The following is a 24,222-nucleotide window of genomic DNA, read 5'->3' as shown; positions in this document are numbered from 1 at the left end:
TCAGGAGCCTTCGCACAAGGAATTTTGCAAGCGCCATATTCCGTTGCACCTTTTTTCGGTCGGGGGTCAGTACGTGCCCCCGACCGCGACGCGTCAGCGCGTCAGGTGAAGGGGGTCAACGCTTTAGGGGGTTGTGTCGGGCTGATACCCGCGCCAGCGCTGCCGCGTGCTCATCAGCCAGAATTTCGTCTACCAAGCGTACACCTCCCCGGGCATCCGCCAGGGGAAGTGACCAATTTGGATACTCGGAAGACGTTCCCGGCTGGTTGATGGCCCGGCGGTCTCCCGCGAGGTCCGCCAGCGCCACGCCGAACAGCTTGGAAACGCTAGCAGCCATGAACTCGTGCAGTGCAATCACGAGCTCCTCCGTTGTGGGGTTCTCACCAACGAGATCGGCCTCGCGGAGTCGATCTCTGTAGGCCGCGAGCAGCGCCTCCTCCTCGACCCGCACCTCGTCGGCCGACTCCGCGAGCAGCCCGAGCCGCTCGCGCAGGTCGATGTGCGCGAGCTCGAGGAACCCGCCCGTGGGCGGCAGGTCGTGGGTCGTGACGGTGGCCAGGCACTCGACGCGGTAGTCCCGCGGCTCCCGGGGCGCGCCGTCCTCGCCGCGCTCGAACCACATGACCTGCGTGCCGTACACGTCCCGCTCGGCCATGACCTCGCGGGTGAGCTCCGATACGGTGCCGAGGTCCTCGCCGATCACGAGCGCCCCGGCCCGATGCGCCTCGAGCAGCAGCACGCCGATCATCGCCTCGTGGTCGTAGGTCACGTAGGTGCCCTGCTCCGGGCCGAGACCCTCGGGGATCCACCACTGCCGGAACATGCCGAGGATGTGGTCGATGCGCAGCGCGCCCGCCCCGATGAAGGAGGCGCGGAGCACCTCCCGCAGCGGCTCGTAGCCGTCGCGCTCGAGCGTGTCGGGCCGCAGCGGCGGCTGCGACCAGTTCTGGCCGAGCTGGTTGTACTGGTCCGGCGGGGCGCCCACCGAGACGCCGCGCGCGAGGGATTCGTCGAGCGACCAGGCGTCGGCCCCGTGGGGGTGCACGCCCACCGCGAGATCGTGCATGACGCCGATGGTCATGCCCGCCTCCCGCAGCCGCTCCTGGGTGCGCAGCGTCTGGCCGCGCAGCACGAACTGCACCCAGCAGTAGAACTCCACCCGGTCCGAGTGCTCCTGGCGGAAGGCGTCGACCTCGGGCGACTGCGGGGTGCGCAGCCCCTCGGGCCACTCGTGCCAGTCGCCGCCGTGCTGCTCGCACAGCGAGCACCACGTCGCGAAGTCGATGAGGCTCTGCCCCTCCTCCTCGCAGAAGAAGCCGAAATCGCGCCAGCCCGGGTGCCCGCTGCGGCGCATGGCGTCGAAGCAGATGGTGAGCGCCTCGCGCTTCGCGAGCCAGCTCGCGTCGCGATCGATCTTGTCGACGCGGTTGAGGGCCCGGCCGTAGGAGGCGAGCTCGGCGATGCGGTTCGCGCTCGCCTCGTCGAGGCCCAGCTCGAACTCCGCGATGACGTCGCCGATGCTGATGAGGCTCGGGTCCGCGAACCGGCGGCTCGTGGGGAGGTAGGGGCTCGGCTCGATGGGCGTGGTGACCGCCGCCGCGTGGAAGGGGTTGACGAGCACGAAGTCGGCGTCGCGCTCGGCGCCCCATCGCCCGACGGTCTGCAGGTCGCGCAGATCGCCGATGCCCCAGGAGCCGTCGCTGCGCGCCTGGTAGAGCTGCGCCATGATGCCCCAGGCAGGATCCTCGACGCCGACGCTCTGCGCCTCGGGGGCCACGATCAGGCGCGAGCGGTTCTCCTGACCGCCCCGGCGGCGCCGGCTGCGTCCGCCCTCGGCCGAGGCGTCCTCCGCCGGGTCCTCGGCGATGTGGGCGACGAGCTCGTGCCAGCCCAGCGGGAGGGTGTCCGGGAGCCGGAACCGCGCCTCCCCCACGAGCGCGCCGTCGATCTCGCGCGGCGCCGCGTCGTGCTCGACCTGCACCGCCGCGGGCGGCGCGCCGAGCGCCGCATCGGCGCCCGGCTCGAGCACGATCTCGAGGCTCACCCCGCGGCCGTGGGGCACGTGCACGAGCACATCCGTCTCCCGGCCCTGGCGCGCAACCGTGGTCGGCGGGAGCGTTCTGCGCCACGGCCGCTCCTCCGCGGCGCGCAGCGCGGCCTCGGCCGCCTCGGGAGTCGACGTGTCCACGTCGAGAGCCGCGAGCACCGCGCGGAGCACCTCCGGGGCGACCTCGACGTGCTGCCCCTGCCAGTCGTGGTATTCGGCGGCGATGCCGTACCGCTGGGCGAGCTGGGCGAGAACCTGCGCAGAAATCGATGCACTCACACCACGAGTGTATGGGGCTTCACCCTGACGGTTCCCCGATCCGCAGCGTGTCACCCTCGAGTCGGATGGGAATCGCGGGCAGCGGCCGCTGCGCCGGCCCGGCCACGGGGTCGCCGGTCGCGATGTCGAAGAAGCTGCCGTGGCAGCCGCAGTGCGCCCCGCGATCGCGAACATCGCTCAGCACGCAGCCCTGATGCGTGCAGATGGCGCCGAAGGCCGCGTACTCCCCCGCCGCCGGCTGCGTGACCACGACCTCCCGATCCCGCAGCACCACGCCGCCGCCGACCGGCACCTCCGCCGCCGGGAGGTCGAAGGGCTCCGCGGTCTCGCCCGGCTCGACGCCTTCCTCGGCGCAGGCCGAGAGCAGCAGCGCGAGGGCCGTGCCGCCGCCCGCCAGCGCGGAGGCGCGGAGGAATGCGCGGCGCGAGGGCGCTCCGCAGGCGCCGCCGCAGGAGGGCGCGGCCGCACCCCGGGTGCCTCCGGCGGGGCGGGCGGGCTCGAGGCGCCGGTCGGTGTCGGAGGAGTTCACCCGCGCAGTTTATCCCGCGAGCGCCCGGCCCTTCAGCTCGGGCAGGAGGAACGCCGCCGCCGCGGCCACGCCGAAGGCGATCGCGAACACCGTGAAGACGAGCCCGATGCCCCCGCCGCCGGCCGCGACGAGCGCGGGGACGACGAGCGGGGCGATGATCGACGCGATGCGGCCGAACCCGGCCGCCGCGCCCGCGCCGGTGCCGCGGATGGTCGTGGGGTACAGCTCCGGGCCGATCGCGTAGAGCGCGCCCCACGCTCCGAGGTTGAAGAAGGAGAGCAGGCAGCCCGCGAGGATGATGAGCCACTCCGCGCCGACCCCGCCGGAGAATCCGTAGAGCGCGGCCGCCCCGGCCGAGCCGGCGAGGAAGACCGCGAGCGTGGCCCGGCGGCCCCAGACCTCGATGAGCCAGGCCGCGACGGCGTAGCCGGGCAGCTGCGCGAGCGTGATGATGAGCGTGAAGGTGAAGGACTTCACCATCGAGAACCCGGCGTCGACGAGCAGGCTCGGAATCCAGGTGAAGGCCCCGTAGTAGGCGAGGTTGATGCAGAACCAGATCGTCCACAGCGCGATCGTGCGCCGCCGCATGGGCCGCGACCAGATCGAGACGGCCTGCGCATCCGACGCGGGCCGGACGGGGGCCGGCGCCGGATCGATGCCGCCCGCGGCCTCGAAGCGGCGCACGACCCGCTCGGCCTCGTCGTGGCGGCCCTTCGACTCGAGGAAGCGCACCGACTCGGGCAGGCCCATCCGCACCGCGATCGCGTAGACGGCGGGGACGGCGCCGAGCGCGAGGGCCCACCGCCAGCCGTGCTCGCCGGCGGGCACCACGTAGGTGCCGATGAGCGCGGCGAGGATCCAGCCGACCGCCCAGAACGCCTCGAGCCAGACCACGAGCCGGCCGCGGATGCGGCGGGGCGCGAACTCCGAGACGAGCGTGGACGCCACCGGCAGCTCGGCGCCGAGGCCGAGGCCCACGATGAAGCGGAAGAGCATGAGCAGCGCGACGGAGGAGGCGAGCGCCGAGGCTCCGGTCGCGATGCCGTAGACGAGCAGCGTCAGGGCGAAGACCTGACGGCGGCCGATCCTGTCCGCGACCAGGCCGCCGAGCGAGGCGCCGATGGCCATGCCGACGAAGCCGATGGAGACGATCCAGCTCGCCTCGACGGTGGTGACGAGCTGCTGCGAGGTGAGCGCCGCGATGACGAAGGAGATGAGGCCGACATCCATCGCGTCGAGCGCCCAGCCGACCCCCGATCCCCACAGGAGCCTGCCGTGCGCGCGGTTTGGCCGCAGCCGGTCGAGCCGTTCGGCGCGGCTCGGCCGCACGCCGGCCTCCCCGTCTGCGATGGACGTCGTCGTCTCTGCCATGAGGGGGTCTTTCCTGCGGTTGAGTGCCTAGTGGATGGCCTCGACGAGCTTGCAGGCGGATTTGCCGCCGAGCAGGCCCACGTGCAGTGCGAGCACCGAGCCGTCCTTGAACGCGATCACGACGCGGCCCGGCTCGAGGAAGCGCGAGCGGCGCCACACATGCAGGATAGCCGTGCGATCGACCTCCCACTCCAGCTCGGCCTCGTCGACGCCGTTGACATCGACGACGATCAGGCGCTGGTCCGTCACGAGGATCTCGCTCGTGGGCACCTCGAGGGCCTTGCGCAGGCCCGCGGCGAGGCAGCCGGTGCAGCCGAGGTACGAGCCGCCGTCGAGCTGCTCCTGCACGATCGACTCGAACCGGTCGTCCTCCGGGTCGAGCTCGGTCACCTTGACCTTCGACTCGGCGTCGAGGTTCTCGGTCTGCGGCTCCTCGTCGTTCTCGAAGCGGTCGTCCTCGAGGTCGATCTCGGACTCGATGCAGCGCGCCGGCTGCATCCATTTCGGTTCTTCCCCCTCGCGCAGGATATGCGCGACCTGGCGGAGGATCGCAGTGGTGATTGTAGGCACGGCCATACATCGTGGCACGATTCGCCCCGGTTCGCATCGTCCTCCCAGGAAACTCGCCTAAGGGGCCGGTCACACCGCGTGTACGCCCGCGATTCCTGTCCCGCGCGGGCGGCGGATCAGGTGGCGCCCCGCGACGGATCGAGCAGCAGCGCGGCGCGTTCGCGGAGGTAGCGCTCGAGCGGCACGGCCCGCTCGACGGGGGCGTCCCGGTGCCAGCGCACCGCGGCCTCGCCGTCCCTGAGCACGATCGGCCCGCTGCAGGTGCGCAGCCGCTCCTCGCCGATCACGAAGGTGTCGTAGTGCACCGGCTCCCCCTCGGCGAACCCGCCCCGGATGGCCGCGTGCCGCAGGGCGTCCCGCTCCCGCGCCGACTCGGAGGGATAGCCGAGCACCGGCGGCGGCTCGTGGGCCCGCAGCGTGGCGCCGCTCGCGCGAAGGCGGTCGTCCACGTCCACGAGCAGGACGCCGAGCCGCCACCCCCTCGTCACCTCGACGATGCGTGCCGGACGGGTGCGTAGGAGGCGCCGCTGCGGCGGCCGGTACTCCCCGACCGCCTCCGCCCCGATGCCGGAGCCGTCGAGGAGCTCGTGGTAGCGGGCCGCGAGCGAGTGGACCCGCTGCGCGATCTCCTGTGCTTCCGCTGCGTCCATGGGTCCGGATACTACCGGCCTGGGAGAATGGAGCGGTGACTGCAACCGGGCTGACGACGAACATCCACGACACCGCGCTCATCTTCGAGGGCGGCGGCATGCGGGCGAGCTACACCTCCGCCGTCGTGTCGCTGCTGCTGCGCGAGGGGCTGCACTTCGACTGGGTCGGCGGCATCTCCGCGGGCGCGAGCAACACCGCGAACTACCTGTCACGGGATGTCGAGCGGTCGGACGAGTCGTTCACCGGGTTCACGCAGGACCCGAACTTCGGCAATCTCCGCACCTGGGCGCGGGGCGAGGGCTTCTTCAACTCCTCCTACATCTACGAGGAGGCCGGGCTCCCCGGCCGCGCGCTCCCCTACGACTGGGAGGCGTACCGCGCCAACCCCGCCGAGTTCGCGATCGGCGCGTTCGAGATGTCCACGGGCCGGATGCAGTACTGGGGCCGCGAGGACGTGCACGAGCTCGGGGACCTGCTGACCCGGGTGCGCGCCTCCTCGACGCTGCCCGTGATCATGCCGCCGGTGCGCATCGGCGACCGCGTCTACGTGGACGGCGCGCTCGGACCCACCGGCGGGTTCGCCCTCGACGCCGCCCGGGCCGCGGGCTACGAGAAGTTCTTCGTCGTGATGACCCGCGGCCGCGAGTACGTGAAGCCGCAGCAGCGCGTCAATCCGGTGCTGCAGCGCCTCTTCCGGCGCTACCCGGCGGTGCTAAACGGCATCCGGCACCGCCCCTACCGCTACAACGAGTCGCGCCGGGAGCTCTTCGAGCTCGAGCGCGAGGGGAGCGCCTACCTCTTCCTGCCCGAGCACCTCAGCGTCTCGAACACCGAGCGCGATCTGCGGAAGCTCCGGCGCTCGCACGAGCTGGGCGCACAGCAGGCCCGACGGGAGCTGCCCGCCTGGCGGGCCTTCCTCGGCGTCTGACGCGGCCTCGGGGCGCGACACGGCTCGGCGCCCCTGACCGTCGCGATGGATTCGCGACGGTCAGGGGCGCCTGGGCGGATGGAATCGGAGTTCCCCGGCACAGCCGGGTGGTCCTCGCTAGAGGGCCGCGACGACCTCGTCGTAGTCGGGCTCCTGGCCGATCTCGGGCACCTGCTGCGTGTAGGAGACCGTGCCGTCGGGCTCGATCACGACCACCGCACGAGCGAGCAGGCCGCGGATCGGGCCCTCTTCCTGCACCACGCCGTAGTCCTCGCCGAAGCTCGAGCGGAATGCGGAGGCGGCGACCACGTTGTCGATGCCCTCGGCGCCGCAGAAGCGGCCGAGCGCGAAAGGCAGGTCGCGCGAGACGTTGAGCACGACGGTGTTCTCGAGGCCCGCCGCGAGCTCGTTGAAGCGGCGCACGGAGGCGGCGCACACGCCGGTGTCGACCGAGGGGAAGATGTTGAGGACGACGCGCTTGCCCGCGAAGCCGCCGAGCGAGACCCCGCCGAGGTCGGTGTCGACGACCGTGAAGTCGGGGGCCTTCGAGCCGACGGCGGGGAGCTCGCCGGACGTGGTGATCGGGTTGCCTTGGAAGGTGATGTTTGCCATGGCACCAGGATGGCACAGCGCTCTTGACAGCGCGGTGCGCGCGTCGCGCCCCGCGGCGAACGCTCAGCCTCGCCCCATGACCGAGCCCGAGAATGAGCGGCGGACCGATCCCGGCCGCGCCGCCGAATCCGAACTGGTGGACCTTGTCAACCAGCAATATACTTATCGAGTTTGCCTCCGAAAGGACTCCCATGGCCGGTGGCTTCGTAGCCCTCCTCGACGACATCGCCGCGCTCGCCCGCGCGGCCGCCGCCTCGCTCGACGACGTCGCGCTCGCCGCGACGAAGGCCTCGAGCAAGGCCGCCGGCGTCGTGATCGACGATGCGGCCGTGACGCCGCAGTACGTCTCCGGCCTCAAGCCCAGCCGCGAGCTCCCCATCATCTGGCGCATCGCGCGTGGCTCGCTCATCAACAAGCTGCTCATCATCCTGCCGATCGCGCTGCTGCTCAGCCAGTTCCTCCCGGGCCTGCTGCAGCCGATCCTCATGCTCGGCGGCGCCTTCCTCTGCTTCGAGGGCGCCGAGAAGGTCTGGGAGAAGGTGCGGGGCCGCCATGCCGAGCGGGAGGCACCGGTCGCCGCGCAGTCCCCGAAGAACGAGAAGCAGATCGTCTCGGGCGCCGTGCGCACCGACCTCATCCTCAGCGCCGAGATCATGGTCATCGCGCTCAACGAGGTCGCGGCGGAGCAGTTCTGGACGCGCCTCGCGGTGCTCATCGTCGTCGGCATCGGCATCACCGCGCTCGTCTACGGCGCGGTCGCCCTGCTGGTCAAGCTCGACGACATCGGGCTGGCGATGACCCGCGGCCGCTCCCGCGCGGGCGCCCGGTTCGGCAGGGGCCTCGTCGCCGCGATGCCCCGGGTCATGGACGCGATCTCGCTCATCGGCACCATCGCGATGCTCTGGGTGGGCGGCCACCTCATCGTCGTCGGATTCGACTCGCTCGGCTTCACGGCACCCTACGAGCTGATCCACCGGCTCGCCGAGCCGGCGGCCCTCGTGCCGGGAGCGGGCGCCGTGCTCGCCTGGCTCGTGGATACCGTGTGCGCGATGATCGTGGGCTTCGCGATCGGCTCGCTCGTCGTGGGAGCGGTGCACCTGCTCCCCTTCGGGCACGGCAAAAAGGCCGGGCACGGCGAGGAGGCCGCTGATACCGTGACCGGGGCCGAGGCGGGGGCCGAGGCCGGCGCGACGACCGAGACCGAAGAAAGGAAAGAGCAATGACCGACCTCACCGGCAGGCGCGTGGCGTTCCTCGCCACCGACGCCTACGAAGACAGCGAGCTCGCCTCGCCCTGGGACGCGGTGGTCGCCGCGGGCGCATCCGCGACGCTGATCGCGCCCGAGCGCGGCGAGATCAACGGCAAGAAGGGGCACTCCCAGCCCGTGGACCTCGCCTCGGGCGAGGCCGCGGCCGCCGACTACGACGCCCTCATGCTGCCTGGCGGCACGGGCAACGCCGACCACCTGCGGATGGATGAGGAGTCGGTGCGCCTCGTCCGGGAGTTCGCCGAGGCCGGCAAGCCGATCGCGGCGATCTGCCACGGCGCCTGGATCCTCACCGACGCGGACGCGCTCCGCGGCCGCACCATCACGTCCTTCCCGAGCCTCAAGACCGACCTCCGCAACGCGGGGGCCACCTGGGTCGACGAAGAGGTCGTCGTCGACGGCGCCCTCGTCTCGAGCCGCACGCCGAAGGACCTGCCCGCTTTCAACAACGCATTCATCGAGGTGATCTCGCAGTCATGACCATCACTACCGCAATCGTCGGCTACGGCAATCTCGGCCGGGGAGTCGAGAAGCTCGTCCGGGCGCAGGCCGACATGGAGCTCTTCGGCATCTTCTCCCGCCGCAACGAGCTGGACACCGACACCCCCGTATACCCCGTGAACGACATCGAGCGGTACGCCGACGAGATCGACGTCCTCTTCCTCTGCCTCGGCAGCGCCACGGACATCCCCGAGCAGGCGGTGGCCTTCGCCGAGCGCTTCACCACGGTGGACACCTACGACAACCACAAGCAGATCCCGGCGCACTACCGGGCGATGGACGAGGCCGCGCGAGCGGCGGGCACCGTCGCCGTCGTCGCCACCGGGTGGGATCCGGGCCTGTTCTCGCTCAACCGCGTGCTGGGCGCCGCGCTCTTCCCCGAGCCGCAGCAGAACACCTTCTGGGGCCGCGGCCTCTCGCAGGGCCACTCGAACGCGGTGCGCGGCATCGAGGGCGTCCGCCACGGCGTGCAGTACACGATCCCCAGCCAGGAGGCGGTCGAGGCGGCCAAGGCCGGGCGCGGTGCCGACATCGACGGCAAGCGCGCGCACCTGCGGCAGTGCTGGGTCGTCGCGGACGAATCGGAGCAGGAGCGCATCCGCGAGACGATCGTGACCATGCCGGACTACTTCGTCGGCTACGAGACCGAGGTGCACTTCATCTCGGAGGAGGAGTTCCTGCGCGACCACCAGGGCCTGCCCCACGGCGGCCGGGTCATCACCTCGGGCTCGCTAGGCGAGTCGCGCAGCACGGTCGAGTTCTCGCTCGATCTCGAGAGCAACCCCGACTTCACGGCGGCCTCCATGGTCGCCTACGGCCGCGCCGCGGCCCGGCTCGCGGAGGCGGGCGAGACCGGGGCCCGCACCGTATTGGAGATCCCGCCCTACCTGATCTCCCCCGTTCCGCTCGAGGAGCTCATCCGCCGCGACGTCTGATCGACCGCGCGGCAGGGGCGCCGCCCCGCCAGTCGTGCTCGACCGGCGGGGCGGCGCTCCGCTCGTCGTTCCGCTAGTCCTCGACCCCGTCCGGCACCGAGGTCTTGCGCAATTGCACGGCCGCGATGCGGTTGCCGTGCAGCTCGGCCACCTCCACCTGGTACCTCACGCCCTCCGCCGCGTCGTCGTCCTCGCGGTCCTCCGTGCAGCCGGGGTCGATCGGCACGACGTCCTCGGGCCTCGCGAGGCGGCCGAGCCGGTCGAGCATCCAGCCCGCCACGGTCTCGTAGGGCCCTTCGGGGAGGCGGATGCCGGTCAGGTCCGCGAAGTCCTCGAGGTTCGTCGCGCCGTCGAACCGCCGGCTCTCGTGCAGCCGCAGCGCGGCCCGGTGCTCCGCCGCGTCGTACTCGTCCCAGATCTCGCCGACGAGCTCCTCGAGCAGGTCCTCGAGCGTGACGAGCCCGTCGGTGCCGCCGTACTCGTCCACCACCACGGCGATGTGCGTCGAGCTCGCGCGCAGCTGCTGCATCGCGTTCGGCACCCGGACGCTGCTGGGCAGGTATTCGATCGTGCGCATGATCCCGGTGACGGGGCGGTCGCCCCGGCCACTCGAGGCGGTCTCGAGCAGGTCGCGGACGTGGACGAAGCCGATGATGCGGTCGATGATGCCGTCGAAGATCGGATAGCGGGAGTACGGCTGGTCGACGATGCCGTCGGCCACCTCGCGCACCGTGCGCGCCGAGTCGAACGCGACGATGTCGCTGCGATGGCGCATCACCGCGCCCACGAGCGTGTCGTTCAGGTCGAGCGCCTCGGCGAGGAGCCGCCGCTCGTCCTCCTCGAACCCGCCGTGGGTCGCGACGATGTCGCGCACCTCCTCGGTGGACATCTCCTCGTTGCGCGCGTCCGGGTCGAAGCCGAGCAGCCGCAGCAGCAGGTTCGAGGACGTGTTCACGAGCCAGATGAGCGGCAGCATGAGCTTCGCGAACACGTTGAGCGGCGGCGCGACGACGAGGCTCACCCGTGCGGCGCGCTGCATCGCGATGCGCTTCGGCACGAGCTCGCCGAGCACGAGGCTGAGGTAGGAGACCAGCAGCGTGATGGCCACGAGCGCGAGCGCGGAGGCCGTCGGCTCCGGAACACCCCAGTCCAGGAGCAGCGGCACGACCTGCGGGGCGATCGTGGAGGCGCCGAAGGCCGACGAGAGGAAGCCCGCGAAGGTGACGCCGATCTGCACCGCCGAGAGGAACCGTCCGGAGTCCCGCGCGAGGCCCGCGACCACCCGTGCGGATCTGCCGCCGCGCTCGAGCTGGCGGATCTGGGACTCGCGGAGCGACACGAGCGCCATCTCCGTGGCCGCGAACACCCCGCCGATCAGGACGAAGAGCAGCACCAGCCCCAGGTTCGCGACGATGCTCATCAGCGGCCCGCGCCTCCCGCCGGCTGGCGCAGGAAGTACCGCAGGATGTCGAGGAAGGTGCCGGGCTGCTCCGAGTGCACCCAGTGCCCGGAGTCCTTGACCGCGACCCTCGTCGTCCGAGGGAACAGGCGCTTCATCTCGGGCAGGTCGTCCTCGCCGATGTAGTCGGAGCGCTCCCCCGCGATCCACAGCACGGGGCCGTCGAAGTGCGCCTCCGTGCGCGGGAAGTCGCCGATGGCGTCGAGGTTCGCGAGCAGCATGGCGAGGTTCGGCTGCCAGCGGAACCCGCCGTCGACGCGGCGCAGGTTCTGCAGCAGGAAGCCCCGCACCGTCCGGCTGGGGATCGCCTCCTGCAGCCACCGGTCGGCCTCGGCGCGGGTCTCGATGGCGCCGAGGTCGAGCGCCGCGAGGCTGCCGAGCAGATGGGTGAAGTCGCTGCTCGAGCCCTTCGCGGGCCGCGGCCTTCGGGCCGGCGCGATGTCGACCACGACGAGCCGCTCGACCAGTTCGGGGTGGCGCAGCGCGAGCGTCATCGCGGTCTTGCCGCCCATCGAATGCCCGACGAGGTTGACGGGCCCCTGGGCCGCGAAGCCGCTGGCCAGGAAGTCGGCGACGAGATCCGCCTGCTCGGCGTAGTCGAACCGGTCGGTCCAGGCGGACTCGCCGTGATTCGGCAGGTCGACGAGCAGGCAGCGGTAGTCTTCGCCGAGCCCGCGCGCCGCGGTGGTGAAGTTCTTGCCGCGGCCCATGAGCCCGTGCAGGAAGACCACCCGCTCGTTCCCCGCGCCGAGTTCCTGCGCCGAGATCGGGACCCGGCCCGCCGTTCCCGCTCCGCTCTGCTCCGATTCGCTCTGCACGTGCTCCATTCTCCCGTCTCGGCGCCGGATCGCGGAATCCGGGGGCGTGCCGCGCGCCTCCCGGACCGCGGCGGGGCTCATTCCTCGGCCGCGATGCCGCCGAGCGGGAACACCCGGAAGGTCACGGCCCGCTCCGCCTCCGCCTCCGCCCCGCCCCGGCGCAGCAGCTCGGGGATGAACTCCCCCGGCGCCGGATGGCCGGGAAGATCTGCGAGATACGCCCGGTGGCACTCGAGCGAGCGCACGGCTGCCCGCTCGGCGCGCACATCCACCTCGACGGCGTGCGTCGGCTCGGCCGCTCCGGCCACGAGCAGCAGGGCCGGCTGCCAGGGCTCGAGACCCTCGTCGAGCAGGTCGCGGAAGACCCAGCGGTTGCCGGCATCCCGCGCGGCGTCCACGGTGGCGAGCCCCGCCGCCCGGTGATCCGCCTGGTTGAGGCTCCCGTAGGCCTCGACGTCGAAGTTCGCGGTGATCACCGCATCCGGCCCGGACTCGCGGATCGCCCTCGCGATGTCCCGCCGCAGCGGCAGGCCGTACTCGAGCACGCCGTCGGGGTGGTCGAGGATGGCGAGGCGGCGGACGCCGACCGCGTCGCAGGCGTCGCGCTGCTCGGCGGCCCGGAGCGGCCCCGCCTCCTCGGGCGACCGGCGCATGCCGGCCTCGCCGCTCGTGAGCAGCAGGTAGTCCACCTCGATGCCGGCCCGCGTCCACTGCTCCACGGCCGCCGAGAGGCCGTACTCGGCGTCGTCCGGATGCGCGAGGACGCAGAGCACGCGCCGCCAGCGCGTCGGGTCGAGGAGAGGGAGGGTCATGGCGTGCTCCTTCGCGTCGCGTCAGTGCTTCTCTTCTATGGTCCCGCACGCGGATGGCAAGGAGCATGGAGGCGGCCGGAAACCGGGACGGGGCCCGGGAGCAGCTGCTCCCGGGCCCCGCGGCGCGCATCCCCTACAGGTAGAGGCGCTGCTCCTTGCGGTGCTCGTCGTACTCGGCGCGGGCCCCGATGCTCGACTCGAGCTCCGAGACCTCGGCGACGGCGACGTCCCACCAGGCTCCCGAGCCGCCGAAGCGGGCCTGGGAGTCGACCTCGACGTACACGACGCTCGTGCCGTCGAAGGCCTTGGCCTCCTCGAGGGCCTGCTGGAAGCCGTCGGCCGTGTCGGCGGTCCAGACCTTGGCGCCGTAGCTCTCGGCGTTCTTCGCGAAGTCGACCTCGAGGCGGGCGCCGTCGTGGGTGGAGCCGTCCTCGCCGCGCTCGTTGAAGCGGCAGCCGAAGGCCTGCGAGCCGACGGTCTCCGAGAGCGCCGCGATCGAGCCGTAGCCGTAGTTGTTCACGACGACGAAGGTGATCTTCAGCTGCTCCTGCACGGCGGTGAGGATCTCGCTCGAGAGCATGAGGTACGTGCCGTCGCCGATGAGGCCGAACACGTGGCGGCTGCGGTCGGCGAGCGCGTTGCCGATCGCGCCGGGGACCTCGTAGCCCATGCACGAGTTGCCGTATTCGATGTCGTAGCCCTTGGTGCTGCCGGGGCGCCACAGGCGGTGGAGGTCGCCGGGCATCGAGCCCGCGGCGTTGACGATCACGTCGCGCTCGCCGGCGGCGCCGTTGAGGATGCCGAGCATCTGCCCCTGCGAGAGCGTGGGCGAGCCGTCGAGCTCGATGATGCGGTCCAGCTCCGTGCGCCACTCCGAGGCCGACTCGACGTTGGCCTCGCGCGACTCGACGGGCAGCGACCAGTCGCCGAGCTCCTCGAGCAGCTCCTCGATCGTGACCTGCGCGTCGCCGATGAGAGCGGTGGCCGACTCCTTGTAGGCGTCGATCTCGGCGACGTTGATGTTCACGAACTTGACGTCCGGGTTCTTGAACAGCGTGTTCGACGCGGTGGTGAAGTCGGTGTAGCGCGTGCCGATGCCGATGACGACGTCGGCCTCCCCCGCGGGGATGTTCGCGTACTTGGTGCCGCTCGAGCCGAGGCCGCCCAGGGCGAGCTCGTGCTCGTGCGGGAACGAGGCCTTGCCGGCCTGCGTGACGCCGACGCCGATGCCGGTGGACTCCGCGAGGCGGACGAGCTGCTCGGTGGCCTCGGAGTAGATGACGCCGCCGCCGGCGATGATGACGGCCTTCTTCGCCGAGCGGATGATCTCGGCGGCGCGCTTGATCGACGCGCGGTCGGCGCGGTTGCGGGGCACGTGCCACACGCGGTCGCGGAAGAGGTCCTCGGGGAAATCGTAGGCCTCGGCCTGGACGTCCTGCGGGAGGGCCAGGGTCACGGCGCCGGTGTCGGCCGGGCTGGTGAGGACGCGCATGGCCTCGAGCAGCGCCGGGGCGAGCTGCTCGGGACGCCAGATGCGGTCGAAGTAGCGCGAGACGGCGCGGAACGCGTCGTTGGCGGTGACGTCCATCGCGTAGGGCATCTCCTGCTGCTGCAGGACCGCGCCCGTGGCGCGGGTGGCGAACACGTCCGAGGGGAGCAGCAGGACGGGGAGGTGGTTCACCGAGGCGGTGCCGGCGCCGGTGACCATGTTGGTCGCGCCGGGGCCGATGGAGGTGCTCACCGCGAGCGCGCCGAGGCGGTTGCGCATCTTCGCGTAGCCGATGCCGATGTGCACCATGCCCTGCTCGTTGCGGCCCTGGTAGTACGGGAAGTCCTTCTCGTACTCGAGCATGGCCTGACCCATGCCGCCGACGTTGCCGTGGCCGAAGATGCCGAAGCCGCCGCCGAAGAAGCGCTGGGTTTCACCATCGCGCTCGACGTACTGTGCCTGCAGAAAACGAATAATTGCCTGGCTGACGGTCAGCCGAACAGTTGGATAGGACTTCGACGTCATACCGCAACCACCCTTCCATGAGTCGTGTGTGGTGAGTGTTAAGAGGCTAGCTTTTCGGACTGGAGGAACCTGACGGCGACGTCGGCTCCCGCACGTATTGGAACGTTCCAAAGAAACTACCAGGGCATGGACGCCATGTCTATGAGGTGCGACATACGGTCGGATTTGTCGCACCGCCGCCGGCGGCCCGGCGGCGGCCGCTCCACCGCCGCCGGCGGCCTATCCCTGGGCCGCGCCGAGGCGCTGCGCCGCCTCCCGCAGCGCGGCGAGCACGCGTTCGCGGTGCTCGAGCACCTCGGCCACGATGCCCGAGAGCGAGAGCACGCCCAGCACCGCGCCGCGCCCGTCCTCCCCCGAACCGCCGAGCACCGGCACGCCGAACGCCCCGATGCCGTCGGTCACGTCCTGATCGGAGAAGGAGTAGCCGCGCGCCCGCGTGGCCGCGATATCGGCCCGGAGCTCCCCCTCCTCCACGAGCGTCCGCGCATTGAACCGGCGGCGCTCCGGCACGGCGGCGAAATAGGCGTCCGCGTTCGTGTCGAAGGCGAGCAGCGCCCGCCCGGCCGCCCCGGCGTTGAGCGGCAGGCTCCGTCCGGGCTTGAGCAGCAGCACGCCGATCCCCCGGCCCTGGCGCCAGTCGACGCATACGGCCTCGTGCTCCCGGCGCACCGACAGATAGGCGGTCAGCGACGTCTCCCGCACGAGCCCGGCCAGCACGCTCCCGGCGTCCCGCCACTCGGCCATGGACTCGCGCGCGCGATCGGCCAGGCGCAGCCACCGACGGCTCAGCTGCGCGCGCCCGCCGGCGGCCGGCTCGGTGAGCCCGATCGCCGCCAGCCCGTCGAGCAGCCGGTACACGCTGGGCCGGGGCATGTCGATGCGCTCGGCGATCTCGGCGGGCGAGAGCGCCCCCTCGACGCCGAGCAGGCGCACGATGTCATCGGCCTTGCCGAGCGTCTTGATGGGCTTCATGCCGCCTCCTCCGCTTCCAGGTAGCCGAGGGCGCGGCTGATCTCGCGCGCCGCGACCACGACGCGCTCCGCGGCGGCCGCCTCGACGCCGAGCACGCGCTCCCGCAGCCCGCTCACCGAGATCGCGCCCTCGATCTCGCCCCGGTGGTTGTAGATCGGCGCGCCGATGCCGCCGATCCCGAACGTCACATCCTGATCGGAGATCGTGTAGCCGCACGCCCGGGCCGCCTCCACATCGCGGAGGATCTCCCGCTCCGAGGGGATCGCCTCGCCCCTGGCGCGACGATCCGCGAGCCGCGCGAGCACCGCGCCGCGCTCCTTCTCGGGCATGAAGGCGAGCAGCGCCCGGGGCGCCGCGCCGCTGTAGAGCGGCAGGCTGTCGCCGAGCCGCATCTCGAGCGACTGCACGTCCCGCCCGCCGATGCGCTCGACGCACACCGCGCTGTCCCGGCGCAGCACGCAGAGGAACGCGGTGCCGCGGGTCTCGTCGCGGAGCTGCTGGAGCACCGGCGCCGCGGTGGCGCGCACGTCGAGCTGGTCCTCGAGCAGCCCGCCGATGCGGACGACGTCCACGCCGAGCCGGTAGCGGCCGCGCTTGGACCCGGCGTCTACCCAGCCGAGCGACATGAGCGTGGAGAGCAGGCGGTAGGTCGAGCTCACCGGCTCGTCGACCTCCTTCGAGATCTGCGCCGCCGTCCACTCGCCCTCGCTCTCGAGGGCCGAGATGATCGCCCCCGCCTTCTCGAGGATCGCCATCCCGCCCGCGTCGGTGTCACCAGCCATTGCCCAAGTCTTTCACGCTTCGTCGTCAGTGCCGCCAGTTTATCTCACAAACTAGACAAATTGTCCGTGTTTCAATAAGTTAACTCGACCCGGGTCGTCCGGACCCCATCCCGACGCCCACTCCACCCCCGCACGAAGAAGGAAGCATGGCCAGCTCACCCGAGGTCCGCAGCACGACGGCGCTCAGCCGCGTCGTCACGGTCACGCCCGCCCCCGCGATCGACCGCGTCATCCGCCTCGACGCGCTGACCCGCGGGCTCGTCAACCGGTCGGCCCCGGCCGAGCACTTCCTCGGCGGCAACGGCCTCAACCTCGCCAGGGCGCTCGCCGCCGCCGGTAACCCCACCGCGGCGGTGGCGCCGCTGAACATCGCCCCGGAGTTCGCCGCACAGCCTCCCGGCGCGCACCTGCGGCCGATCCCGATCCGCGAGCGCACCCGCGTGAACTCGGTGATCATCGAGCGCGACGGCACCACGACGAACGTCAACGAGCCCGCCGCGCGGCTCTCCGCCGGGGAATGGGCGGCGCTGCACCGCGAACTCGACTCCGCCGTCCGGGACATCGACGCGGACTGGCTCGTCGTGGGCGGGGCCATGCCCGCGGCCCACGGCACGGACGCCGCGCCCGCCGAGGTCCGCCCCTTCGCGGAGCTGGCGGAGCGAACGGGCGCGCGGCTCGCGCTCGACCTGCCCGCGGCGACGCTGGGCGACTGGCTCGCGCAGGGCGTGCGACCGCACCTCATCGCGCCGAACATCGAGGAGCTCCGGGAGCTCACCGGCCGGCGCATCCCCACGATCGGCGCCGCGGTGGACGCGGCCTTCGCGCTCCTGCGCTCGGGCGTCGAGCACGTCTTCGCAACGCTCGGCCATCGGGGCGTGCTGCTCGTCTCCCGCACCGCGCAGCACTGGGCCCGCACGGCGCCGGTGCGCCCGGTGAACACCACCGGCGCGGGCGACGCGACGCTGGCCGGCCTCCTGCACGGCTGGCGCGGCGATGGGGACCCGGATGCGGTGCGCGCGGCGCTCGCGACGGCCGTGCGCTTCGGCCGCGCCGCCGTGCTCACGGCGAGCCCGACGATCAACCCCGAGGTCATCCCCTCCGTCCCGGTCGAGATCGGCGAGCCGGTCCCCACGGCGCGGCTGGACTGATGGGGCCGCGCATCGCCTGCGCGATCCCGGTGGGCATCGAATGTCACGACATGCGGACATCCTCCGCCGGTCCTAGACTGTCCCGGTGCTGACCTTGCTCCCCGAACTCCCCGCCTACGCCTGGGCGCTGCTCGTCTGCGCCGGCTTCTTCGTCGGCATCTCCAAGACGGCGCTGCCGGGCATCTCCACGATCTCGATCGCCATCTTCGCGGCGCTCATGCCCGCGAAGGAGTCGACCGGGGCGCTGCTGGTCCTGCTCATCGTCGGGGACGTCTTCGCGCTACTCGCGTATCGGCGGCACGCCGACCGCAAAGCCCTGATCCGGCTGATCCCCGCCGTCGCCGCGGGGCTGCTGCTGGGGGTGCTGTTCCTCTGGCTCGCCGACGACTCGGGCGTGCAGCGCGTCATCGGCGTCGTGCTGCTGCTCGTGGTCGCCGTCACCCTGTGGCAGCGCTACCGCTCCCCCAAGGAGCCGAGCGACCGTGCGGCCCTCGCCTCGCGCATCGGCTACGGCGCGCTCGGCGGCTTCACGACCATGGTCGCCAACGCCGGCGGCCCCGTCATGTCGATGTACTTCGTCGCGGCGCGCTTCCCCGTCAAGGCGTTCCTCGGCACCGCCGCCTGGTTCTTCGCGATCGTGAACCTCGCCAAGCTGCCCTTCTCGATCGGCCTCGGGCTCATCACGCCCGGCGGTCTGCTCGTGGACCTCGTGCTCATCCCGGGCCTCATCGTCGGCGCCTTCGTCGGCCGCTGGATCGCGAACCGCATCAAGCAGGAGCTCTTCGACGGCATCGTGCTCGTGCTCACGGTGCTCGGCGCGGTCTACCTCATCCTCTAGGCCAGCCGCGGGATCGCGCCGGCGCCGGGCTTCGCAGCACCGCACCATCCACTAGGATCACGACCATGCCGTCCGATGACACTCCCCAGTCGCGCCGGACCGTCACGATGGCGGATGTGGCCAAGGCGGCCGGGGTCTCGCGACAGCTGGTATCGCTCGTCATCCGCAATCAGGGGTACGTGGCGCCCGGCAAGCGCGCGCTCGTGCTCGAGACCGCCGAGCGCCTGGGGTACCGGCGGAACCACCTCGCCGCAGGCCTCGCGGGGCAGCGGACCTTCGCGCTCGGCATGGTGACTCTGGACATCCACAACCAGGTCTACGCGGACTTCGCCGAGGGTATCGCCCGGGTCACCGCCCCTGCCGGGTACCAGCTGCTCCTGGCAGTCGGCGGACCGGATGAGGAGAGCCGGAGGAAGAACATCGATTCGCTCGTGGGGCTGCGGGTCGACGGCCTGCTGGTCGCCGATCACAGTTCGGCAGGGCTCGAGATTCAGGAGCTCCTCACGAGCACGCCGTGCGTGTCGCTGGGCGAGGTGTCCTCATCCGAGCGGGTGGACTCCGTTGCAGGCGATGACCGTCTCGGCGCACGGCTCGCGACCGAGCACCTCATCGATCAGGGACACCGACGGATCGCGTATATCGCGGGCCCCGTGACGCAGCAGAACAGCGCCCGGCGCGGAGGATACAGGCATGCGATGTTCTCGGCCTCGCTCGCCCCGTTCGAGCTGGACGGGGACGCGTCGGAGGCCGCCGGGGCGGCTGCGCTGACGCACATGTCGGAGACGGGTACGCTGCCGACCGCCGTCGTCAGCTACAACGACTCGACGGCCATCGGCGTCCTCGCGCGGGCGCAGGAGCTCGGCCTGCGAGTTCCCGAGGATCTGGCGGTGACCGGATACGACAACACCCGCGGTGCGGGATACCCCGGAGTGGAGCTGACCTCTGTCGACCAGCGCTCGAAACGGATCGGCGCCGAAGCCGCGGCGCTGCTGCTCGAGCGTATCGCGCAACCCGACAAGCAGGGCCGGACGGTGGTGCTCGAGCCCGAGTTGGTCGTCCGGCGTTCCTCCCTCCGCCCGGCGACCTGACGCGCTATCGGGCCGCGACCGGGGCGGCGCGTGCTCAAAGGTTCAGCACCAGCTTCGGACACTTCGCGCGGGAGACGCACACCATCATGCAGTCGTTCCGGTCCTGCTCCTCCTTGGTGAGGACCGAATCGCGGTGGTCCACCTCCCCGGCGAGGACCGCCGTGTCGCAGGTTCCGCAGGTTCCCTCTCCGCAGGACGACAGGACGTGCACGCCGGCCGCCTCCAGCGTGTCCAGCACTGATCGATCCTTCGGCACGGTGAGCCGATATCCCCGCTGGGCCAGCTCGACCTCGAACTCGGTGTTCTCCGAATCGTCGAACTGCTTCGGCGTGAACCGCTCGACGTGCAGGGATCCCCTCGGCCACGAGGCCTCGCAGATCTCCTCGATCGCCTCGGTGAACGGCGCGGGACCGCACGTGTAGACGGCTGTCCCCTCCCGGGGGCTCTGCAGCACGTCGGGGAGCGATATCCTCCCGTGCGTGTCCCGGGGCCAGAACGTGACCCGGTCGCCGTACTGCCCGAACTCTTCGCGAAGCGCCATGGTCTCGAGCCTGCGCCCGCAGTAGATCATCCGCCAGGGCTTGCCCCGACGATGGACCTCGCGGGCCATCGCCGCGATCGGGGTGATGCCGATACCGCCCGCGATGAAGAGGTACCGCTCCGAGTCGACGAGTTCGAAATGGTTCCTCGGGCCGCGGATCTTCACGATGCTCCCCTCGGACACCTCCTCGTGCATGTGCCGGGAGCCGCCCCGCCCTCGTTCTTCTTTCAGCACTCCGATCGTGTAGGAGCTGCGATCGCGCGGGTCGCCGCAGAGCGAGTACTGCCGCTCGAGGATGTCGTTCATGACCACGTCGATATGCGCGCCCGGGGACCAGTCGGGCAGCGGCTGTCCGTCGACGGGCGTGAGCGTGAGGAGCGCGACGCCTTCAGCGGCGTCTATGCGCTTCGCGACGCGCACGGCGATCTCGTTCGCCCGGGCGGGAGCCGCCATCGGGGCGGAGGGCGAGGCCGCCGCCGCGGACGGCGCTTCCTCGTTCCGCGGCTCGGTTGCCACGGGGGCATCGAGGAAGCGGACCGGCACCCGGTCGAAGACGTAGGCGTTCGGGGTCGTGACGTATCGCTCCGGGTCGCCGGCGAGTTCGAACATCCCGCCTCGAGCGACCATCTGCTCGAGCGCCACGGTGGCTTCGAGACGTGCGAGCGGATTGCCCAGGCACCCGTGCAGCCCTTCGCCGAACCCCAGGTGCGGCGCGGGCGGACGGTGGATGTCGAACTCGTCCGGGTTCTCGAACTTCGACTCATCACGGTTCGCCGAACCGAGGATGAGGAACACGCGCTTGCCTTTCGGGATCGAGACGCCGTCCACCTCGATCTCGCGGCTCGTGGTCCGAGCCGTCACCTGGAAGATGGTCCGATACCGGAGCGACTCCTCGACGGCCCGGGGGATCAGCGTCGGATCCTCGTGCAGGGCGCGCTGCTGCTCCGGATGCCGTGCGAGCTGTTCGAAGAGCGTGGAGATCTGACCCGCGGTGGTCTCGACCCCGCCCAGATAGAGGGCGAAGGCCACGCCGACCGCCTCGGCGGCGTAGTCGAACTCCTCGGGGGCGAGCGGCTCGCCGTCGATCTCCGCCTGCACGATCCGTGTGAGGACATCGTCCTGCGGGTTGCGCCGGCGCTCGCGCAGCAGTTCGGCCAGGTACTCGCGGAGCTCTCGCGACGACTCCCTCGCGAAGTCGGTCAGCTCCGGCGTGCCGGGCTCCCTGTGCTTGATGCCGTGGGTCCATTCCACGAACTGCTCGCGGATCTTCCCGTGAGGCATGCCGAAGAAGTTGTAGAAGACCTCGAAGGGGATCGGCCACGCGAACTCGTCCGAGAGATCCACTTCGCGACGACCGGCGAATCCGTCGATGAGCCCGTCGCAGACTTTCCTGACCTCCTCGGTCAGCCCCTTGATCGTCCGCGGCATGAACGAGCGCTGCACTACGGAGCGCAACTGGTCGTGCCGGGGGTTGTCGATGTTCGGGATCATCCCGGGATAGCCGCTCTGCTCCTGCTCGAAGTCGTCGATGTCGACACCCTGGAAGTTCAGCAGCGATTCGTGGTCCTTGAGCGCCGCTCGGACATCGTCGAACCGGCTCAAGGCGTAGAAGTCCCACTTCTCGTTGTAGTACACGGGAGCTTCGTTGCGAAGCCGCCGGTACGCCGTGAACGGATCGCGCTGGAACTCATCGGTGAAGGGGTCGTAGATGGGGTCGTACTCCGACTCCACGTAGGGCTTTTCGATGTTGATCGCCATTGATTACTCGTCTCTCTACGGTGTGCGCAGTATTGGCGCGCGCCAATACTGCGGAATGCTAGCCAGCACGTCTTGCGAGGTCAAGCCGATTTCGGCAGCTTCAAGCCGGGAATCTCTTGTCTTGACAATAGTATTAGCGCGCGCCATGATTGGGGCGCCGGGGCAGTGCCTCCGGCGCGAGATGACAAAGGAGTCGCAATGACGCAACACTCAGAAATCCCCGAGGCGAGGCCCGCGCTGCCAGCCCTCCGCCCGGGTCCGCATCGCAAATACCTGGTCCGCGTGACCATGATCGCCACCATCGGCGGTCTGCTCTTCGGCTATGACACCGGGGTCATCAACGGCGCGCTGCTGCCGATGACCGAGGAGCTCGGCCTGACCCCGCTTACCGTCGGCATCGTCACGAGCTCGCTCCTGTTCGGGGCCGCGGTAGGCGCGTTCGTCTTCGGCCGCCTCGCCGATGTCCTGGGCAGGCGCAAGACGATCCTCCTGCTCGCCCTGGCGTTCTTCTTCGGCTCGTTGATCTGCGTATTCGCACCGAGCTTCGGCGTCATGGTGGTCGGCCGAGTGCTGCTCGGTCTCGCGGTCGGCGGTGCGTCCGGGGTCGTGCCGGTGTTCCTCGCCGAGATCGCGCCGTTCGAGGTGCGCGGTTCGCTTTCCGGGCGCAACGAGATGATGGTCATCATCGGCGCGTTCCTCGCCTTCGTCGTCAACGCGATCATCGGCAACGTCTGGGGTCACATCGACGGCGTCTGGCGCGTCATGCTCGCCGTCTGCCTCATTCCCGCCGCAGCGCTGTTCATCGGCATGCTGCGGGTCCCGGAGTCGCCTCGATGGCTCGTCGAGCGCGGCCGCAACGATGAGGCTCTCGAGATCCTCAAGCGGATGCGCTCCGAGGACCGAGCCGAAGCCGAACTCGCCGAGATCATGTACACCACGGCTCAGGCGAAGGCGAATGCCGAGAAGACCAGCGGCTGGCGCGACATCCTCGCGAACAAGTGGCTGCGCCGCATCCTGCTCATCGGCATCGGCATCGGCGTCTTCCAGCAGCTCACCGGCATCAACACGATCGTGTACTACGGGCAGACCGTGCTCATCGAGGCCGGCTTCGACCGGAACGCGGCGCTCATCGCCAACGTCGCGCCGGGGCTGATCGGCGTCATCGGCGGGTTCATCGCGCTGTCGCTGATGGAGCGCATGGATCGCCGGAAGATGTTCATCATCGGCTACGGAATGGTCACGCTCTGCCACGTCCTCATCGCCCTCTCGACGATGCTCCTCGAGCAGGGAACCGCCGTTCGCCCGTACGTGATCCTCCTCCTCATCGTCCTATTCGTCGGGTCGATGCAGACGTTCCTCAGCATCTCCACCTGGGTCATCCTCTCGGAGATCTTCCCCCTGCACATGCGCGGGTTCGGAATCGGCGTCGCGGTGTTCTGCCACTGGATCGCCAATGCGACGGTAGGGCTCGTATTCCCCTCCGTCGTCGAGGGAATCGGCATGGTCGGCTCCTTCTTCGGCTTCGGCGTGCTCAACCTCATCGCGCTCGCGTTCGCGCTCAAGTTCATTCCCGAGACCCGGGGCCGCACCCTCGAGAAGATCGAGGAGGACGTCTCCACCGGGGCGATCCACACCCGCTGAGAGTCGACGCTCCACACCCCGGGACTGCGCGATGCGGTCCCGGGGCCGAACCTCAACCGACCACTGGAGAGGAAGCATGTATACCCCCGACGCCGAGGCGAAGACGTTCATCGCCGACTACATGAACGAGAGCCAGCCCGAAGCACTCCTCGATATCGCGCGCATGACCTTTCCCGAGGCGGCCTCGGCCAGGCTCGTGGATTTCACGGGCGCCGAGTTCCTGCTCGAGCTGGAGCTTCCCGATGGGACTTCCGTCCGCGGTTTCGCGTGGCCGGAGCCGCTGACCCGGCGCCAGGACATCCGCGAGCACCTGCAGACGCTGCAGTGGCAGGCCCAGATGTCGCCCTCTCCGACGCCGTCGCCGACGGGTATCGTCGAGTGGGAGGACCTCAGCGATCACCTGCCCGATAGCGACGGGTGGATGCATTCCGGCATCGCCGTGGACGAGGCCGGGACGATCTTCTGCGCCCACCCCGATGGCGGTGCGCTCATCGCGATCGAGGCGGTCGTCGGGAGCCGGATCATCCCCACGGGATTCGCGGAGCTGCACGGCATCTCCTGTGCCGGTGCGCCCGGCGTCCTGGCCGTCGCGGACCCCGGTTATCGGGCTCTTCTCGAACGAGGGTGTAGTCCGTTGAGCGCGTCGCTGTCCGTGTAGGAG

Annotated in this window: 22 protein-coding genes; 9 read left to right on the top strand and 13 right to left on the bottom strand. The window is 70.6% G+C overall.

Annotation, left to right across the window (positions count from 1 at the left end; genetic code table 11):
* Window positions 1–115: 115 nt before the first annotated feature.
* The 5 genes from malQ to FM112_RS04635 form a co-directional block, all read right to left on the bottom strand.
* Window positions 116–2,326: a 4-alpha-glucanotransferase gene (malQ, locus tag FM112_RS04655; RefSeq protein ID WP_176386668.1), complete on the bottom strand. Its 2,211-nt coding sequence runs from the start codon at window positions 2,324–2,326 to the stop codon at window positions 116–118.
* Between the two features lie 19 nt (window positions 2,327–2,345).
* Window positions 2,346–2,855, bottom strand: a complete 510-nt coding sequence (locus FM112_RS04650; RefSeq protein ID WP_254910378.1) for a ubiquinol-cytochrome c reductase iron-sulfur subunit — start codon at window positions 2,853–2,855, stop codon at window positions 2,346–2,348.
* Window positions 2,856–2,864: 9 nt separating this feature from the next.
* On the bottom strand, window positions 2,865–4,226 hold the full coding sequence (locus tag FM112_RS04645) for an MFS transporter (protein ID WP_087004214.1): 1,362 nt from the start codon (window positions 4,224–4,226) through the stop codon (window positions 2,865–2,867).
* Between the two features lie 27 nt (window positions 4,227–4,253).
* Window positions 4,254–4,796: a hypothetical protein gene (locus FM112_RS04640; RefSeq protein ID WP_140400570.1), complete on the bottom strand. Its 543-nt coding sequence runs from the start codon at window positions 4,794–4,796 to the stop codon at window positions 4,254–4,256.
* A gap of 116 nt (window positions 4,797–4,912) precedes the next feature.
* Entirely contained in the window at window positions 4,913–5,446 is a 534-nt protein-coding gene (locus tag FM112_RS04635) for a hypothetical protein (RefSeq protein ID WP_087004207.1), read from the bottom strand.
* A 35-nt stretch (window positions 5,447–5,481) separates the two neighbouring features.
* Here FM112_RS04635 and FM112_RS04630 point away from each other — a divergent pair, with 35 nt between their 5' ends.
* Window positions 5,482–6,375: a patatin family protein gene (locus FM112_RS04630; RefSeq protein ID WP_087004204.1), complete on the top strand. Its 894-nt coding sequence runs from the start codon at window positions 5,482–5,484 to the stop codon at window positions 6,373–6,375.
* A gap of 117 nt (window positions 6,376–6,492) precedes the next feature.
* Here FM112_RS04630 and tpx read toward each other — a convergent pair whose 3' ends face one another.
* Window positions 6,493–6,987, bottom strand: a complete 495-nt coding sequence (gene tpx, locus FM112_RS04625; protein WP_087004201.1) for a thiol peroxidase — start codon at window positions 6,985–6,987, stop codon at window positions 6,493–6,495.
* Between the two features lie 191 nt (window positions 6,988–7,178).
* On the opposite strand from tpx, the gene FM112_RS04620 reads away from it, so the two are divergent.
* Genes FM112_RS04620 through FM112_RS04610 form a run of 3 tightly spaced genes read left to right on the top strand, consistent with a single transcriptional unit; the run spans window position 7,179 to window position 9,690 of the window.
* Window positions 7,179–8,210, top strand: coding sequence for a DUF808 domain-containing protein (locus tag FM112_RS04620; RefSeq protein ID WP_087004198.1), 1,032 nt, complete (start codon window positions 7,179–7,181; stop codon window positions 8,208–8,210).
* Window positions 8,207–8,734, top strand: a complete 528-nt coding sequence (locus tag FM112_RS04615; protein ID WP_087004195.1) for a type 1 glutamine amidotransferase domain-containing protein — start codon at window positions 8,207–8,209, stop codon at window positions 8,732–8,734. Before FM112_RS04620 ends, FM112_RS04615 begins: the two co-directional genes overlap by 4 nt.
* Complete coding sequence (locus FM112_RS04610; RefSeq protein ID WP_087004192.1) at window positions 8,731–9,690, top strand: diaminopimelate dehydrogenase; 960 nt, start codon at window positions 8,731–8,733, stop codon at window positions 9,688–9,690. The genes FM112_RS04615 and FM112_RS04610 overlap by 4 nt, the downstream gene beginning before the upstream one ends.
* Window positions 9,691–9,763: 73 nt before the next feature.
* Here the strand turns inward: FM112_RS04610 and FM112_RS04605 are convergent, their stop codons facing one another.
* From FM112_RS04605 to FM112_RS04580, 6 genes are all read right to left on the bottom strand, one after another.
* Entirely contained in the window at window positions 9,764–11,110 is a 1,347-nt protein-coding gene (locus tag FM112_RS04605) for a hemolysin family protein (protein ID WP_087004189.1), read from the bottom strand.
* The gene (locus FM112_RS04600; RefSeq protein ID WP_254910377.1) at window positions 11,110–11,967 is read right to left on the bottom strand and encodes an alpha/beta fold hydrolase; all 858 of its coding nucleotides are present in this window, start codon (window positions 11,965–11,967) and stop codon (window positions 11,110–11,112) included. Before FM112_RS04600 ends, FM112_RS04605 begins: the two co-directional genes overlap by 1 nt.
* Before the next feature lie 77 nt (window positions 11,968–12,044).
* Window positions 12,045–12,779 carry a PIG-L deacetylase family protein gene (locus FM112_RS04595; protein ID WP_087004183.1) on the bottom strand — a complete coding sequence of 245 codons (735 nt, stop codon included), beginning with the start codon at window positions 12,777–12,779 and terminating at the stop codon, window positions 12,045–12,047.
* A 133-nt stretch (window positions 12,780–12,912) separates the two neighbouring features.
* Complete coding sequence (gene iolD, locus FM112_RS04590) at window positions 12,913–14,793, bottom strand: 3D-(3,5/4)-trihydroxycyclohexane-1,2-dione acylhydrolase (decyclizing) (protein WP_087004180.1); 1,881 nt, start codon at window positions 14,791–14,793, stop codon at window positions 12,913–12,915.
* A 219-nt stretch (window positions 14,794–15,012) separates the two neighbouring features.
* Window positions 15,013–15,765: an IclR family transcriptional regulator gene (locus FM112_RS04585; protein WP_087004177.1), complete on the bottom strand. Its 753-nt coding sequence runs from the start codon at window positions 15,763–15,765 to the stop codon at window positions 15,013–15,015.
* Window positions 15,762–16,547: an IclR family transcriptional regulator gene (locus FM112_RS04580; RefSeq protein WP_087004174.1), complete on the bottom strand. Its 786-nt coding sequence runs from the start codon at window positions 16,545–16,547 to the stop codon at window positions 15,762–15,764. The genes FM112_RS04585 and FM112_RS04580 overlap by 4 nt, the downstream gene beginning before the upstream one ends.
* Window positions 16,548–16,693: 146 nt before the next feature.
* On the opposite strand from FM112_RS04580, the gene FM112_RS04575 reads away from it, so the two are divergent.
* From FM112_RS04575 to FM112_RS04565, 3 genes are all read left to right on the top strand, one after another.
* Window positions 16,694–17,695: a 1-phosphofructokinase family hexose kinase gene (locus FM112_RS04575; RefSeq protein ID WP_087004171.1), complete on the top strand. Its 1,002-nt coding sequence runs from the start codon at window positions 16,694–16,696 to the stop codon at window positions 17,693–17,695.
* Between the two features lie 88 nt (window positions 17,696–17,783).
* Entirely contained in the window at window positions 17,784–18,533 is a 750-nt protein-coding gene (locus FM112_RS04570) for a sulfite exporter TauE/SafE family protein (protein ID WP_087004660.1), read from the top strand.
* 65 nt (window positions 18,534–18,598) lie between these two features.
* Complete coding sequence (locus FM112_RS04565) at window positions 18,599–19,621, top strand: LacI family DNA-binding transcriptional regulator (protein WP_087004169.1); 1,023 nt, start codon at window positions 18,599–18,601, stop codon at window positions 19,619–19,621.
* 34 nt (window positions 19,622–19,655) lie between these two features.
* Here FM112_RS04565 and FM112_RS04560 read toward each other — a convergent pair whose 3' ends face one another.
* Entirely contained in the window at window positions 19,656–21,920 is a 2,265-nt protein-coding gene (locus FM112_RS04560) for a cytochrome P450 (protein ID WP_087004166.1), read from the bottom strand.
* A 198-nt stretch (window positions 21,921–22,118) separates the two neighbouring features.
* Between FM112_RS04560 and FM112_RS04555 the strand changes: the two genes are divergently transcribed.
* Window positions 22,119–23,561, top strand: a complete 1,443-nt coding sequence (locus FM112_RS04555) for a sugar porter family MFS transporter (RefSeq protein WP_087004163.1) — start codon at window positions 22,119–22,121, stop codon at window positions 23,559–23,561.
* A gap of 76 nt (window positions 23,562–23,637) precedes the next feature.
* Complete coding sequence (locus FM112_RS04550) at window positions 23,638–24,219, top strand: DUF2470 domain-containing protein (RefSeq protein ID WP_087004160.1); 582 nt, start codon at window positions 23,638–23,640, stop codon at window positions 24,217–24,219.
* Window positions 24,220–24,222 lie beyond the last annotated feature (3 nt).

It is taken from the genome of Gulosibacter sp. 10 (assembly GCF_900163695.1).
Classification (GTDB): domain Bacteria; phylum Actinomycetota; class Actinomycetes; order Actinomycetales; family Microbacteriaceae; genus Gulosibacter.
This window is presented reverse-complemented; position numbering and strand designations above follow the sequence as displayed.

Coding starts and splice junctions, on each gene's coding strand:
- FM112_RS04560 (WP_087004166.1), bottom strand. CDS start 21,920: ATGGCGATCAACATCGAAAAGCCCTACGTGGAGTCGGAGTACGACCCC.
- FM112_RS04635 (WP_087004207.1), bottom strand. CDS start 5,446: ATGGACGCAGCGGAAGCACAGGAGATCGCGCAGCGGGTCCACTCGCTC.
- FM112_RS04585 (WP_087004177.1), bottom strand. CDS start 15,765: ATGAAGCCCATCAAGACGCTCGGCAAGGCCGATGACATCGTGCGCCTG.
- FM112_RS04620 (WP_087004198.1), top strand. CDS start 7,179: ATGGCCGGTGGCTTCGTAGCCCTCCTCGACGACATCGCCGCGCTCGCC.
- FM112_RS04615 (WP_087004195.1), top strand. CDS start 8,207: ATGACCGACCTCACCGGCAGGCGCGTGGCGTTCCTCGCCACCGACGCC.
- FM112_RS04565 (WP_087004169.1), top strand. CDS start 18,599: ATGCCGTCCGATGACACTCCCCAGTCGCGCCGGACCGTCACGATGGCG.
- FM112_RS04575 (WP_087004171.1), top strand. CDS start 16,694: ATGGCCAGCTCACCCGAGGTCCGCAGCACGACGGCGCTCAGCCGCGTC.
- FM112_RS04550 (WP_087004160.1), top strand. CDS start 23,638: ATGTATACCCCCGACGCCGAGGCGAAGACGTTCATCGCCGACTACATG.
- FM112_RS04580 (WP_087004174.1), bottom strand. CDS start 16,547: ATGGCTGGTGACACCGACGCGGGCGGGATGGCGATCCTCGAGAAGGCG.
- FM112_RS04645 (WP_087004214.1), bottom strand. CDS start 4,226: ATGGCAGAGACGACGACGTCCATCGCAGACGGGGAGGCCGGCGTGCGG.
- FM112_RS04605 (WP_087004189.1), bottom strand. CDS start 11,110: ATGAGCATCGTCGCGAACCTGGGGCTGGTGCTGCTCTTCGTCCTGATC.
- iolD (WP_087004180.1), bottom strand. CDS start 14,793: ATGACGTCGAAGTCCTATCCAACTGTTCGGCTGACCGTCAGCCAGGCA.
- FM112_RS04610 (WP_087004192.1), top strand. CDS start 8,731: ATGACCATCACTACCGCAATCGTCGGCTACGGCAATCTCGGCCGGGGA.
- FM112_RS04555 (WP_087004163.1), top strand. CDS start 22,119: ATGACGCAACACTCAGAAATCCCCGAGGCGAGGCCCGCGCTGCCAGCC.
- FM112_RS04595 (WP_087004183.1), bottom strand. CDS start 12,779: ATGACCCTCCCTCTCCTCGACCCGACGCGCTGGCGGCGCGTGCTCTGC.
- tpx (WP_087004201.1), bottom strand. CDS start 6,987: ATGGCAAACATCACCTTCCAAGGCAACCCGATCACCACGTCCGGCGAG.